The organism is Streptomyces sp. NPDC087270, assembly GCF_044744625.1.
GTDB lineage: Bacteria > Actinomycetota > Actinomycetes > Streptomycetales > Streptomycetaceae > Actinacidiphila.
Genome location: NZ_JBIUYR010000003.1, coordinates 253,289 through 265,201, shown reverse-complemented (window position 1 = coordinate 265,201; position 11,913 = coordinate 253,289). Strand labels below are relative to the sequence as shown.

At 74.0% G+C, this 11,913-nt stretch carries 12 protein-coding genes; 9 read left to right on the top strand and 3 right to left on the bottom strand.

What is annotated here, in order from left to right; translation table 11 throughout:
- Window positions 1–116 precede the first annotated feature (116 nt).
- The 4 genes from ACIPAE_RS07965 to ACIPAE_RS07950 all read left to right on the top strand — a co-directional run bounded on the left by ACIPAE_RS07965 (window position 117) and on the right by ACIPAE_RS07950 (window position 4,127).
- Entirely contained in the window at window positions 117–1,025 is a 909-nt protein-coding gene (locus ACIPAE_RS07965) for an ABC transporter ATP-binding protein (RefSeq protein WP_402443653.1), read from the top strand.
- A 102-nt stretch (window positions 1,026–1,127) separates the two neighbouring features.
- Window positions 1,128–1,907: an ABC transporter permease gene (locus tag ACIPAE_RS07960; protein WP_402443651.1), complete on the top strand. Its 780-nt coding sequence runs from the start codon at window positions 1,128–1,130 to the stop codon at window positions 1,905–1,907.
- Between the two features lie 7 nt (window positions 1,908–1,914).
- On the top strand, window positions 1,915–3,501 hold the full coding sequence (locus ACIPAE_RS07955) for a histidine kinase (RefSeq protein WP_402443649.1): 1,587 nt from the start codon (window positions 1,915–1,917) through the stop codon (window positions 3,499–3,501).
- On the top strand, window positions 3,498–4,127 hold the full coding sequence (locus ACIPAE_RS07950; protein ID WP_402443647.1) for a response regulator: 630 nt from the start codon (window positions 3,498–3,500) through the stop codon (window positions 4,125–4,127). The genes ACIPAE_RS07955 and ACIPAE_RS07950 overlap by 4 nt, the downstream gene beginning before the upstream one ends.
- 37 nt (window positions 4,128–4,164) lie before the next feature.
- Here ACIPAE_RS07950 and ACIPAE_RS07945 read toward each other — a convergent pair whose 3' ends face one another.
- Complete coding sequence (locus ACIPAE_RS07945) at window positions 4,165–5,079, bottom strand: NAD-dependent protein deacetylase (protein ID WP_402443949.1); 915 nt, start codon at window positions 5,077–5,079, stop codon at window positions 4,165–4,167.
- An 88-nt stretch (window positions 5,080–5,167) separates the two neighbouring features.
- On the opposite strand from ACIPAE_RS07945, the gene ACIPAE_RS07940 reads away from it, so the two are divergent.
- Window positions 5,168–5,395, top strand: coding sequence for a DUF6296 family protein (locus tag ACIPAE_RS07940; protein WP_329373160.1), 228 nt, complete (start codon window positions 5,168–5,170; stop codon window positions 5,393–5,395).
- Between the two features lie 159 nt (window positions 5,396–5,554).
- Here ACIPAE_RS07940 and nhaA read toward each other — a convergent pair whose 3' ends face one another.
- Window positions 5,555–7,471, bottom strand: a complete 1,917-nt coding sequence (gene nhaA / locus ACIPAE_RS07935; RefSeq protein WP_329373162.1) for a Na+/H+ antiporter NhaA — start codon at window positions 7,469–7,471, stop codon at window positions 5,555–5,557.
- 206 nt (window positions 7,472–7,677) lie between these two features.
- Here nhaA and ACIPAE_RS07930 point away from each other — a divergent pair, with 206 nt between their 5' ends.
- The 4 genes from ACIPAE_RS07930 to ACIPAE_RS07915 all read left to right on the top strand — a co-directional run bounded on the left by ACIPAE_RS07930 (window position 7,678) and on the right by ACIPAE_RS07915 (window position 10,684).
- Window positions 7,678–8,559, top strand: coding sequence for an alpha/beta hydrolase (locus ACIPAE_RS07930; RefSeq protein ID WP_366410282.1), 882 nt, complete (start codon window positions 7,678–7,680; stop codon window positions 8,557–8,559).
- 186 nt (window positions 8,560–8,745) lie between these two features.
- Window positions 8,746–8,979, top strand: coding sequence for a hypothetical protein (locus tag ACIPAE_RS07925; RefSeq protein WP_328459791.1), 234 nt, complete (start codon window positions 8,746–8,748; stop codon window positions 8,977–8,979).
- A gap of 50 nt (window positions 8,980–9,029) precedes the next feature.
- Window positions 9,030–10,211, top strand: a complete 1,182-nt coding sequence (locus ACIPAE_RS07920; RefSeq protein ID WP_328459789.1) for an SPFH domain-containing protein — start codon at window positions 9,030–9,032, stop codon at window positions 10,209–10,211.
- Between the two features lie 221 nt (window positions 10,212–10,432).
- Window positions 10,433–10,684: a DUF6480 family protein gene (locus tag ACIPAE_RS07915; RefSeq protein ID WP_328459787.1), complete on the top strand. Its 252-nt coding sequence runs from the start codon at window positions 10,433–10,435 to the stop codon at window positions 10,682–10,684.
- A 35-nt stretch (window positions 10,685–10,719) separates the two neighbouring features.
- Here the strand turns inward: ACIPAE_RS07915 and ACIPAE_RS07910 are convergent, their stop codons facing one another.
- The gene (locus ACIPAE_RS07910; RefSeq protein ID WP_329373169.1) at window positions 10,720–11,520 is read right to left on the bottom strand and encodes an IclR family transcriptional regulator; all 801 of its coding nucleotides are present in this window, start codon (window positions 11,518–11,520) and stop codon (window positions 10,720–10,722) included.
- Window positions 11,521–11,913 lie beyond the last annotated feature (393 nt).

Here is an 11,913-nt window from a genome sequence, read left to right as displayed (position 1 = left end):
CCCGCGCCCCGCCCCGGTGGTCGATCCGCCCGCCCGCGCCGCGGCGGGAGGCTTCTCCACGACGGCGAACACGCGCCGTCCACCGGGGAAGAACCCGACGGGAAGAGGCGCACGGCATGACGGTCATCGAGGTCGACGGGCTCCACAAGCGCTACGGCGACGTCACCGCCGTGCACGACGTCTCGTTCACGGTCGAACAGGGCGAGATCTTCGGCATTCTCGGCCCGAACGGCGCCGGCAAGACCACCACCGTCGAGTGCCTGTCGGGCCTGCGGGTCCCGGACGGCGGCACCGTGTCCGTACTCGGCCACGACCCGGCCCGCGCGCGCGACGCGCTCCGCCAGGTGCTCGGCGTCCAACTCCAGGAGAGCGGGCTGCCGGAGAGGCTCACCGTCCGCGAGATCCTCGACCTGTTCGCGTCGTTCCACCGGCGGCCCGCCGACATCGGCGAGCTGCTGGACCGGCTCGGCCTGCGCGCCAAGGCGGACGCCCGCTACAAGAAGCTCTCCGGCGGCCAGAAGCAGCGCCTCGCGATCGCGCTGGCGATGGTCGGCAGCCCCCGGGCGGTCATCCTCGACGAGCTGACCACCGGCCTGGACCCGCACGCCCGCCGCACCACCTGGGACCTGGTCGAGCAGGTCCGGGCGTCCGGCGTCACCGTCGTCCTGGTCACCCACTTCATGGAGGAGGCCGAGCGGCTGTGCGACCGGGTCGCACTGATCGACGCCGGCCGGGTCGTGGCCGTCGACACCCCGGCGGGGCTGGCCGCGCGCGGCGACCGGACCCAGCGGATGCGCTTCCGGCCCTCGACGGGCTTCGACGAGGCCCTGGTGCGTGAACTGCCCGAGGTGAGCACCCTGACCTGGCACGGCTCGCAGGTCGAGATCACCGGCGACGGCAATCTCGTGCTCGCCGTCACCTCGCTGCTCGCCCGGCGGCACATCATCGCCGCGGACCTGCGGGTGGAGCAGGCGACCCTCGATGACGCGTTCATCGCGCTCACCGGTGACGACAGCGGGGCGTAGGCCCGTATCCGCCCGGCCCCTCCCGCGCCGGGCCGCCCTGGCCCGTAGGCCGCCGTCCCGCATCCCCGTATCCTCCGCGCCGCCACAGACAAGGACACCCCGATGAGCGCCAGCGCACCCACCGCACCGTCCGCACCCGCCGTTCCGCGCATGACCCGCCAGGGCTTCCGCGCGCTGACCGCCACCCAGGCCAGGCTGCTGCTCCGCGAGCCGGCCGCCGTGTTCTGGCTGCTCTTCCCGCTGGGCATGGTGATCCTCTTCGGCAACATCCCCGCCTTCAGGACCGACTCCGACTCCCTGGGCGGCAGGAGCGTCATCGACGTCTACGTGCCGACCATCGCCGCGATGGTGCCCCTCTTCCTCGGCTGCGTCATGCTGCCGATGAACATGGCGAGCCTGCGCGAGAAGGGCATCCTGCGGCGGCTGTCGGTCAGCCCGGTGCCGGTCGCCGGGATGCTCGCCGCGCTGCTCACGGTCATGGCCGCGCTGATCACGGTCGGCGTCGCGCTGATCATCGCCGTCGGCCGGCTCGCCTTCCACGTCAGGCCGCCGTCCGACATCGGCGCCGTGATCGCGTCCTTCGTCCTCGGCAGCACCGCGGTCCTCGCCCTCGGCCTGGTGGTCGCCGCGCTGGCGCCCACCGCCGGCGCCGCCAGCGGCTCGGGCGTGCCCGTCATGGTGCTGAACTTCTTCTTCAGCGGCCTGTACTTCCCCGTCGCGCAGATGCCGCACGCGCTGCGGGAGATCGGCGGCTACGTCCCCTTCGGCGCGGTGATGGCGGCGTGGTCCGGTGAAGGGGCCCTGTGGCAGCACCTGTTGGTGCTGGCCGGGTACACCGTGGCCGGCAGCGCGGTGGCGGTCCGCGCCTTCCGTTGGGAATGATGAGCCGGTGAACGCGGAGCGGACAGCGCGCAGTACCGGCTCGGAGCCGCCCCACGGCATCCCGCGGGCGCCCGCCCCCGTGCGGGTGCGCCCGCCGGCCGCACCCGGCGGCGAGCAGGCGAAGGACGAGCGCTTCCAGCAGCTCCAGCACTACCTGCCCTACGGCGGGCTCGCGGTCTCGCTGGTGCTGGCGGTCGGCCTGGGGCCCTACCGCGCGCTGTACATCGGGGTGGCGGTGGTCCTGTCGGCGGGCGCCGCGCTGTGGCTGCGGTTCATGGACGTGCCGTACCCGACGCCCGCCGCGCGCCAGGGCCGGGCGATCGTCTTCTACGCCGGACTGATGGCCTTCATCGTGGGCCTGATCCTGCTCAACCCGTTCTTCGGCTTCTTCGGCTTCACCGGCTATCTCCAAGCGGCCCTGCTGCCCCGGTGGTTGCGGCCGCCGGCCATCGCGGTCAACGCGGCGGCGATGGCCCTCAGCCAGGTCGGCGGCGTCCGCAACCTGCACGGCGAGGGCGTCGCCGCGTACGTCGGGCTGGTCCTGGTCAACATGCTCGTCGCCGGTGCCATCACCTACCAGGGCATCGAGGAGGACCAGCGCAGCCGGCGGCGGGCCAGGATGATCGACGAGCTGGCCGAGGCCAACCGGCGGCTGCGCGAGACGATGGCCGAGAACGCCGGTCTGCACGCCCAACTGGTCACCCAGGCGCGGGAGGCCGGCATCCTCGACGAGCGGCAGCGGATGGCCGGCGAGATCCACGACACCATCGCGCAGGGCCTGACCGGCATCGTCACCCAGCTGGAGGCCGCCGACCGGTTCGACGCCGACCCGCAGCGCCGCACCCGGCACCTGGAACTGGCCCGGCGGCTGGCCCGGGAGTCGCTGGCCGAGGCCCGCCGCTCGGTGCAGGCGCTGCGGCCCGGTCCGCTGGACACCGCCGCCCACCTGCCCGGCGCCCTCGGCGACCTCGCCGAGCAGTGGACCCAGACCTCCGGGATCGCGGTCCGCTTCGAGGTCACCGGCGACGCCGTACCGCTGCCGCCCGCGCTGGAGGTCGCGCTGTTCCGCACCGCCCAGGAGGGCCTGGCGAACATCGCCAAGCACGCCGGAGCGTCCCGGGCCGGGATGACCCTCTCCTACACCCACGAGGTCGTCGTCCTCGACGTCCTCGACGACGGCACCGGTTTCGACGCCGCCGCGTGCGAGCGGGCCGAGCCGCGCGCCGACGGCCACGGCTTCGGGCTCACCGCGATGCGGCAGCGGCTGCGCCAGGTCGGCGGCTCCCTGGCGATCGAGAGCGCGCCGGGCGACGGGACGGTGCTCAGCGCCGGCGTGCCGGCGGTGCCCCTGGCGCCCGGCTCCGCCGACCGTGCTGCCGGCTCCGCCGACCCCGCCCCGGGCTCCGCCGACCGTGCCCCGGGCTCCGCCGACTCCGCCCCGGGCCCCGCCGACCGGGCCCCCGGCTCCGCCGACCGTGCGACGCCGGACAGCCACACGGTCCCCGAGCGGCCCGGCCCGACCGGCCCGACCAGTCCCAACGGCCCGTCCCGTACCGGCGCCGGACGCCCGGCGATCATGGAGAATGGCGTGTGACCATTCGCCTGCTCGTCGCCGACGACCACCCCGTCGTACGTGACGGCCTGCGCGGTGTCTTCGACGGTGACCCGGACTTCGAGGTCGCCGGCGAGGCCGCGGACGGGGCCGAGGCCGTGGACCGGGCGCTCGCGCTCGGCGTGGACGTGGTGCTGATGGACCTGCGGATGCCGCGGATGGGCGGCGTCGAGGCGATCGGGCTGCTGCGCGAGCGCGCCCCCGCCGTCCACGTGCTGGTGCTCACCACGTACGACAGCGACGCCGACGTGCTGCCCGCGATCGAGGCGGGCGCCACCGGCTACCTGCTCAAGGACGCGCCGCGGGACGAACTCGTCCGTGCCGTGCGCGCCGCCCACCAGGGCCATCCCGTGCTCGCCCCCACCGTCGCGCAGAAGCTCATCGGCCGGGTCCGCGAACCCGCCACGCCCGCCGGGACGCTCACCGACCGCGAGCTGGAGGTGCTGCGCCTGGTCGCCGCGGGCACGACCAACCGGGAGGCGGCCCGGCAGCTGTTCATCAGCGAGGCCACCGTCAAGACGCACCTGCTGCACCTCTACGCGAAGCTCGGCGTGCGCGATCGCGCCGCCGCGGTCGCAGCCGCCTACCGGACCGGGCTGCTCAGCTGATCCGACGACGCCCGGCGGACGACACCCGGCGGAGCGCTCACCCGCCGAGGCGGTCGGTGAGCTGGTCGGCGAGGGCGGTGAGGGCCGGCCCGAGCGGGAGGTCGAGCCGCAGCGCCGCCAGGTCGTCACCCCGGGTGGGGCCTTGGTTGACGATGGCCACCGGCGTGCCGTGCTTCGCCGCGTGGCGGGCGAACCGCAGGCCCGACATCACCGTGAGCGAGGAGCCGACGACGAGCAGGAGCGAGGCGGCGTCGACCAGGCCGTAGCAGCGCTCCACCCGGGGCAGCGGCACCTTCTCCCCGAAGAACACCACGTCGGGCTTGAGGACGCCGCTGCCGCACGCGGTGCAGGCCACCGTGCGGAACGCGTCGATGTGCTCGGCCGGCAGCTCGGCGTCGCCGTCGGCGACGATCCGCGCGGACATCGCCCGGAACCCGGGGTTCGCCGCGTCCAGCCGCCCCGCCAGCTCCTCCCGCGAGCCGCGGGCGCCGCAGTCCAGGCAGACCACCGCGTGCAGAGTGCCGTGCAGCTCCACCGCGTCCGGTGTACCCGCGGCGGCGTGCAGCCCGTCGACGTTCTGCGTGATCACGCCCGACACCAGCCCGGCGGCCACCAGGCGGGTCACCGCCCGATGGCCCGCGTTGGGCCGGGCCCCGGAGATCGAGGGCCAGCCGAGATGGCTGCGCGCCCAGTAACGGCGGCGGCTGCCGGCGCTGCCGGTGAACTCCTGGTACGTCATCGGGTCGCCGCGCCGGCGCCGGCCGGTCTCGCCGCGGTAGTCGGGGATGCCCGACTCCGTGGACAGGCCGGCGCCGCTCAGCACCACGACCCGGCCGGGCCCGACCAGCGGAAGGAGCGCGTCGGCGAGCGCCGCCGGGCCGGACGCGGCTCCCGCGGTGCCGGGGGAGCCGGGCCGGTCCGCCGCGCTCCGTTCCAGGGGGCCGGCGCCGATGTCCACGCCAGCAGGGTACGTCCCCCGGGAGGCGGAACCGGACGATCCGCGGGAGAATGGAGTAATGCCCCTGGGGAGGTGTGTGCCCATGGACGAATATCCCGCTGTTTACGAACTGGTCTTCCAGGCCCCGGCCGTCGAGGACGACGTCGTCGTCGTACACCGCACCGACGCCTCGGGCGCGGGTGGCTACCCCGTCTACGAGGACGACACCGGCATCGTCCGCGCCGAGATCAGCGGCGAGGGCGAGGTCCGGATGATGGCCAGCGGCGGCCACCAGCAACCGGTGCCGCCGCACGCGGTCCGAGCGGCCTGAGCCGCCACGGGACGGCCGGGCGGGACGCGGCGACGGCGCCGCGCCCCACCCGGCCGTCGATCGTGCGGCGGCCGATCGCGAGCCCGTGGCCGCGGGGCAGCTCTCCCGCCCGGGGAGCCCGCCGCCCGCCGCCCGATGTGCCCCGCCGGGAACCCGCGCTCAGGAGCCGGGGCCGGCGCCGTCCACCAGGACCGCGCGGTCGCGCGCGGCCACCACGGCCGCGGACAGGCTCTCGATGTCGTAGGCGCCGTGGTGCCGGCGGCCGTTGATGAAGAACGTCGGCGTGCCCGACACCCCGCTGAGGTCGGCCGACTCCACGTCCCGCGCGACCCGGGCCGCACCCTTGCGGGCCTTGAGCGCGTGCCGGAACTTCTCCAGGTCCAGGCCGAGCCCGTCGGCGTGCCGGATCAGATCCTTGACGCCCAGCTCGTCCTGAGTGGTGATCAGCAGGTCGCGCATCTGCCAGAACCCGCCCTGAAGCGCGGCCGCTTCGGAGGCCTCCGCGGCGAGTTGGGCGTGCGGGTGCACATCGGTCAGCGGCAGGTGGCGCCAGACGTAGCGCACGTCGCCGAAGTCGGCGAGCAGCTCGCGCACCACGCTCTCGGCCTGCCCGCAGTAGGGGCACTCGAAGTCGCCGTACTCCACCACGGTCACCGGGGAGTCCAGCGGGCCGCGGACGTGGTCGTGGTCGGGATCGACCGGCTCGGCCAGGTCGACCACCGACTGCGCGGTGCCCAGCAGCGCCCGGGCCCGCCGCGCCTCGGGCAGCCGGGAGGTCACCAGCGCCACCATGGAGGTGCTCAGCATCGCGAAGACCACGGCGCTCAGCACGCCGATCTTCGCCTCGTCCAGTTCCCGCCCGGAGAACGCCAGCGTCGCGATCAGCAGGGACACCGTGAAGCCGATGCCGGCGATCGTGCCGCCGCCGGTCACCGCCGCCCAGCCGACCGGCGGGCGCATCCGGCCGCGGCTGAGCCGGGTGGCCAGCGCCGTGGAACCCACGATGCCGATCGGCTTGCCGATGCCGTAGCCGAGCAGGATGCCCAGCGTGATCGGGGAGGTGTACGCCTGCGACAGCAGCGAGCCGTTGATCTCGATGCCGGCGTTGGCGAGGGCGAAGAGCGGCACGATCGCGTAGCTGGACCAGGGGTGCCACAGCCGCTGCAGGCGGTCGTTGGGGGACAGCGCCGAGGCCAGGCCCAGCCGCGCCTCCCGCTCCAGCTCGGGCGTGGGCTGCTCGCGGAAGGACCGGAACAGGCCGCTGGCCCGCTCCAGGGCGTCGCGGGGCGCCGGGTACGCGAACGCCAGCAGGCCGATGATCAGACCGACGACCACCGGGTCCACTCCGGAGTGCACGAACGCCGTCCACGCCGCGATCCCGAGCACCGCGTACGGCCCGCCGCGCCGTACCCCGGCCCGCCGGATCGCCGCCGTCAGCAGCAGGAACCCGATGCCGACCGCCAGCGGCGTCCACGAGATGTGCTCGCTGTAGGCGACCGCGATCACCGCCAGCGCCACGAAGTCGTCGACCACGGCGACGGTCAGGATGAAGGTGTGCAGCCGGCGCGGGAAGCGCGAACCGAGCAGGGCGAGCATGCCCAGCGCGAACGCGGTGTCGGTGGACATCGCGGTGCCCCAGCCGTGCCCGGAGTGGCCGCCGGAGTTCACCGCGAGGTAGATCGCCACCGGCACGATCATGCCGCTGACCCCGGCCAGCAGCGGCAGGGCGATCCTGCGCCGGTCGCGCAGCTCGCCCATGTCGAACTCGCGCCGCGCCTCCAGCCCCACCACCAGGAAGAACAGCGTCATCAGGCCGCTGTTGACCCACTCGCGCAGGTCCAGGTCGACGCCGTGGCCGCCCCACTGCACCGACAGCCGGGTCGCCCACGCCGACGCGTAGTCGCCCGGCGCCACGTTCACCCACACCAGCGCCGCGACCGTCGCCGCCAGCAGGACCGCGGCGCTGCCGGTCTCGGTGCGGATGTACGCCCAGGGCGATGCCGTGCTGTCGCGGTCCCGCTCGCTCTGGTCCTCTTCGGTCCGGTCCGACGAGGGAGCCGTGAAGCCCCGGAACATCCAGCCTCCTACCGTGTGCGCTGCTCTTCCCCGCTGCCTGCCCTCACCCTGGCATGGCTGGGTGCCGCCGGGCACGCCGAAACCGCGGACCTTGCCGCGCCGTCGCGTCCTGTGTCGTAGTCTCCCGAACCGGGAGGGTGCGCCGATCATTCCAGCCGCCCGCCCGGCGCGGGACCTGTACGGCGGGCACGGCGGAGGGGACGGGCATGACGACGGGGACGGGCATGACGACGGGGACCGGTACGGCGGACGAGCAGCACACCGTCGAACTCAGCGCGGGCACGCTGGCCTACGGGGACACCGGCGGTGACGGGCCGGTGGTGGTCCTGCTGCACGGCCTCGCCCAGGACGGCAGCGTGTGGCGGAAGGTCGTCGACGACCTGCGCACCGACCACCGCTGCCTGACCCCGACGCTGCCCGAGGGGAGTCACCGCACTGCGATGCGCCCGGACGCGGACCTGTCGCCGCGGGCGGTCGCCGCGCTCGCCGCGGAGTTCCTGGACCGGCTCGACCTGCGCGACGTCACCCTCGCCGAGGTCGACTCCGGCCGCGCCCAGCAGGTGGCCGCCTTCCACGGCGAACGGATCGCCCGGCTGGTGCTGGTCTCCTGCGAGGCGTTCGAGAACTACCCGCCCGGCCTACCCGGCAAGATGATCACTCTTGCGGCGCACATCCCCGGCGCCCTGCACGCCGTGGTGCGGATGATGGCGGCCCGGCCGCTGCGCCGCTCCACCGCGGGTCTGGGGGTGCTGAGCAAGTACCCGGTGCCGGACGAGATCATCGACGGCTGGATGCGCCCGCTGCTGACCGATCCGGCCATCCGCGCGGACCTGCGCCGCTACCTGCTCGGGGCGCGCCGCGGGGAGATGGCGGAGGCCGCCGAGGCGCTGCGCGGCTTCGACCGGCCGGCGCTGGTGGTGTGGGCGGCCGAGGACCGGATGATGCCGCTCGCGCACGGCCGCCGACTGGCCGAACTCCTGCCGCAGGGCAGCCTGTTGGAGGTCGCCGACGCCCGCACGCTGGTCCCCGAGGACCAGCCCGGGCTGCTCGCCGGCGCGCTGCGCGACTTCGTGGCGACGACCGGCTGACGGCTGCGGCCGAACGGCGTACGAACGGGACGGAAGACGGCGCCGGGAAGCCCGTCTGCGGCTGGAACCGCGGGGGCGCGGCACGCGTATTCCGTAACGACCATCGGTGATCCCGGGAGGGCCCCAGGTGGGAGGATGGTCACGGTCGGAATTCGCACAACCACGACGACAAGGGGGCGGCCGGAGATGGCACCGGACGATGCCGTGATCGGCTGCACGGGGGAACTGCTGATCGGCACGCGCGGACCCGCCGGTCCCGGCGAGGTCCTGGTGCGGGTCAGAGGCGGCTCCGAAGCCTTTCTCGCCTGGTCGGACGAACCCTTGCCCAAGGGTGCGACCGTGCTTGTGGTGGAATCCCGCGGCAGCCGCCAGGTCGATGTCATCGAGTGGCTCGACGGGCTCGACGGATCGGCCGGCTGACCGCGCTCATGAAGGACCGGCTGAGCCGCGCGACATGAAGGAGACTATGGATGTTGGGATACCGCGTACCCGCGCCGGATGAGGCGATGCTGATCTCGGGTGGTCGCCGAGGGCTGGGAGGTGCGCCCTTCCGTGTCGTGACCGGGCACGGGAAGTTCGTGTTGCCGGTTTTCCGCAAGACCCGGTTCCTGACCCTCGCGCTGTGCGAGGCGGAGGTCGCCGAGACCTGCGTGACCCGGCAGGGCATCGCGCTGACGGTGAAGGCGGTCATCGCGTTCAAGGTCGGCAACGACCACGAGAGCATCGTCAACGCCGGCCAGCGCTTCCTGTCCGACCAGGACCAGATGTCGGTCCTCACCGGGCGGATCTTCGCCGGCCATCTGCGGTCGATCATCGGGTCGATGACGGTCGAGGAGATCGTCACCGAGCGGCAGAAGCTCGCCAAGGAGGTACTGGAGACCTCCAAGTCGGAGATGGGCAAGATCGGCCTCACCGTCGACTCGCTCCAGATCCAGTCGATCGACGACGGCGCGACCGGGTACATCGACGCGATGTCGGCGCCGCACAAGGCCGCCATCCAGCGGCAGGCGCAGATCGCCCAGGCGCAGGCCACCCAGGCGTCGGTCGAGGCGCAGCAGGTCGCGGCGCGGAACCAGGCGGAGTACGCCCGGCAGACCGCGGTCGTGCAGGCCGAGTACAGCGCCGAGGTGGACCGGGCCCAGGCCCAGGCCGCCCAGGCGGGGCCGCTGGCCCAGGCGCACGCCCAGCAGGAGGTGCTCGCCGCGCAGACCGAACTGGCGCTGCGCGCGGCCGAACTGCGCCAGCAGCAGCTGGTCGCGGAGATCGTCAAGCCGGCCGAGGCCGAGGCCGAGCGGATCAGGGTGCTGGCGGTGGCCGACGCCGAGCGGATGCGTATCCAGGCCGCCGCGGCGGCGTCGCACGACCGGGTCGCGCTGGACCGGATGCTCATCGACCAGCTCCCGCAGATCGTCAAGGAGGCGTCGGCGGGTCTGTCGGGCGCGAACGTCAACGTGCTCAACGGCGCCGACGGCCTCAGCGAGATCGCGGCGGGCCTGGTCAGCCAGGGCCTCACCATCCTCGACTCGGTCCGCAAGAACCTCGGCGGCGAGCAGAACGGCGAGGCGCCCGGCACCGGGCTGACCCTGCGCGGGCACGTCGGCGGCAAGGACAGGCGCGACAGCTCCTCCGACGGGCCGGTCGACATCGACTGACCGCGTTCTTGAGGCAGCGCCCGTCCGGCCCTTCTCCGTGGGGGCGGGCGGGCGCTGCGCTGTCCGGGCGCGCGGTGTCGTCCGGCTGCGCGGTGCCATTTGGGTGCGCGGTGCCTTCCGGGCGCCCGGCGTGGGGGTTAGGAGGTTTGTGCGGGTTTCACGGGGTATGCGGCTGACGTACGGATCTTCCCGTGAACCGCGCGATCGGATGGAGCGCCGCCATGGCGACCGCTACCCACACCAACCCGCACGTGGCCGACGAGGGGCTGAGCATCGCCGGGGACGCCCGGCCCCGGCCCGGCGAGACGCCACCGGCGGAGTCCGGGGTCTCGGACCTGGACGGCCCGGAGCGCGAACCGCTCAGCCGCGGCTGGGGCGCGCTGCCGATCACCCTGATCATGGTGGTGGTGGCACTGTTCGTGGCCGGGCTGCTCGGGTGGGCCGTGCAGATGATCTTCTGGCCGTCGAGCTGAGGTCGAGCTGACGTCGCGCTGAGGTTCCGACCGGGTCAGTCCGCGAGCGGCGACCGGCGCTGCGACGGGGGCAGCAGCAGCACTTCGAGCGCCGCGGCGCAGGCCCGGGCGCGGGCGACGAACCAGGGCAGCCGGGCGTCGGTGAGCACGTCGGGCGTCGAGCGCACCGCCAGCGCGGCGTGCGCGTGGCCGCCCGCGTCCAGGACGGGCACCGCCGCGGTGCGCACCCCGTAGGCCGACTCGCCGTCGTTGAGCGCGTATCCGGCCGTCCGCGCCCGCTCCAACTCGGCCCGCAGCGCGTCCAGTCCGGTGATCGTCCGGTCGGTGTGCGCACGCAGCGGGGGCAGGGCGGCCAGGTCGCGTTCGCCCGGACGCGCCCACGCCAGGAGCACCTTGCCGAGCGCGGTGGAGTGCAGCGGGCGGCGCAGGCCCAGGCCCGCCGCCGGGTTCACCGAGCCGCCGACCAGGATCACCGCGTGGTCGCCGCTGCGGATCGCCAGGTCCGCCGTGGTGCCCGTGGCCCTTGCCAGCGCGTCGAGTTCGGGCACCGCGCGGTGCATGCCCCGCTGGTGCAGGGAGAGTTGGCCGAGTTCGGCGACGGAGGGACCGAGCCGGTAGCGGGCGGTGTGCTCGTCCTGCTCCAGGAAGCCGGCCGCGACCAGGGTGCGGGCCAGCCGGTGGGCGGTGGACGCCGACAGCTCCATCCGGCGGGCGAGTTGGGAGGCGCTGAGTTCCCCCGCGTTGTCCCGGAAGCAGTGCAGCAGCCGGAGTGCGCGGGTGACCGCCTGCGCTCCCGGGGGCGCGTCGGCAGGCTTCGTGCGCGCATCCGTCGTCATGGCCCTAAGCATGCGGAGGCTGCCACCATCTGGCAACTGTTGCCAGAACATTGCGCCACGTCTCCGGCTGTGAACTCTCGCCCACAAGCGCGTCCCACATCATGGGAAGTGTTGCCCGCGGCCGAGGGTGTGTGCCAGCCTCCGTTGCAGACCGCACGCCACGCACCAGGAACGGAAGGGAGCACCCCGTGATGACCACGTCCGGCCTGCTCAGCCCCTTCCACCAGACCCTGTGCGCACGGCTTTACCTGGACCTCGGCCGGTCCCGCGGCGCCAGCTGTCGCTGACCGCACCGACACCGCCGCACCGGCGGGACGTCCCGCGTTGCGGTGTCCCCTCCGCGTACGGCCACCGGCCGCACCACCACCATCCCGGCACCGCCGCCCGCGGTCC

Coding starts and splice junctions, on each gene's coding strand:
- ACIPAE_RS07965 (WP_402443653.1), top strand. CDS start 117: ATGACGGTCATCGAGGTCGACGGGCTCCACAAGCGCTACGGCGACGTC.
- ACIPAE_RS07960 (WP_402443651.1), top strand. CDS start 1,128: ATGAGCGCCAGCGCACCCACCGCACCGTCCGCACCCGCCGTTCCGCGC.
- ACIPAE_RS07940 (WP_329373160.1), top strand. CDS start 5,168: ATGGACGAATATCCCGCTGTTTACGAACTGGTCTTCCAGGCCCCGGCC.
- nhaA (WP_329373162.1), bottom strand. CDS start 7,471: ATGTTCCGGGGCTTCACGGCTCCCTCGTCGGACCGGACCGAAGAGGAC.
- ACIPAE_RS07930 (WP_366410282.1), top strand. CDS start 7,678: ATGACGACGGGGACGGGCATGACGACGGGGACCGGTACGGCGGACGAG.
- ACIPAE_RS07925 (WP_328459791.1), top strand. CDS start 8,746: ATGGCACCGGACGATGCCGTGATCGGCTGCACGGGGGAACTGCTGATC.
- ACIPAE_RS07920 (WP_328459789.1), top strand. CDS start 9,030: ATGTTGGGATACCGCGTACCCGCGCCGGATGAGGCGATGCTGATCTCG.
- ACIPAE_RS07915 (WP_328459787.1), top strand. CDS start 10,433: ATGGCGACCGCTACCCACACCAACCCGCACGTGGCCGACGAGGGGCTG.
- ACIPAE_RS07910 (WP_329373169.1), bottom strand. CDS start 11,520: ATGACGACGGATGCGCGCACGAAGCCTGCCGACGCGCCCCCGGGAGCG.